At 76.6% G+C, this 956-nt stretch carries 1 protein-coding gene; it reads right to left on the reverse strand.

All coding sequences use genetic code 11. The features are described from left to right. Nucleotides 1-956, reverse strand: a 956-nt coding sequence (locus tag AF1_RS32700; protein WP_255218872.1) for a condensation domain-containing protein, incomplete at both ends; no start/stop codon positions are given.

Below are 956 nucleotides of genomic sequence, written 5' to 3' on the forward strand. Positions count from 1 at the left end.
AGCCGATCGGCACGTCCGTCCCGGCGCCGAGCCGGGTCAGCAGCGCGGCGAGCGCCGCCTGCAGGACCATGAACATGCTGACCTGGTGGTCGCGGGCGAGTGTCCGCAGCCCGTCCGCCAGTTCCGCCGGGACCTCGAAGGCGACCTGGCCGCCCCGGTGGGAGGCGCGGTCCGGGCGCGGGCGGTCGTGCGGCAGCCGGATCTGGTCGGGCAGCCCGGCGAGCGCGTCCTTCCAGTAGGCGATCTGGCGGGCGGCGAGGCTGCCCGGGTCGTTCTCGTCGCCGAGCAGCTCACGCTGCCAGAGCGCGTAGTCGGCGTACTGCACGCCGAGCGGCGCCCACTCGGGGGCGGCGCCGGCGCGGCGGGCCAGGTAGGCGGTGATCACGTCGCGGGCGAGCGGCGCCATCGACCAGCCGTCCCCGGCGATGTGGTGCAGGACGATGAGGAGCAGGTGCTCGTCCTCGCCGAGCCGGTAGAGGTGGGCGCGGACCGGCAGCTCGTTCGCCAGGTCGAAGCCGCGGGTGGCGTCCGCGAACAGCGTGCCGTGCAGGTCGGCGGGCGCGGTGACGGTGAGCCGCGGGTCGGCCTCGTCCGGGGCGAGGATCACCTGGTGCGGCTCGCCGTCGGCGTCGGCGAACAGCGTCCGCAGCGACTCGTGCCGGGCGGCGACGTCGCGGAGCGCGTCCCGCATCGCGCCGGGGTCGATCGCGCCGGTGAGCCGCAGCGGGATCGGCATGTTGTAGGTGGCGGTGAGCCCTTCCAGCCGGTTCAGGAACCAGAGCCGCTCCTGCGCGTGGGAGACCGGCAGCGGGACGGGCCGCTCCACCGGGCGCAGCGCGGGCCGCGCCGCACCGGCCGCCGACGCGAGGTGCGCGGCGAGGCCCGCGACCGTCGGGGTCTCGAACAGCGCCCGGACGGGCAGTTCCACGTTCAGCGCGGCGCGGGCGCGGGCGACG

The sequence above is a fragment of the Actinomadura formosensis NBRC 14204 genome (genome assembly GCF_001552155.1).
Lineage (GTDB): Bacteria > Actinomycetota > Actinomycetes > Streptosporangiales > Streptosporangiaceae > Spirillospora > Spirillospora formosensis.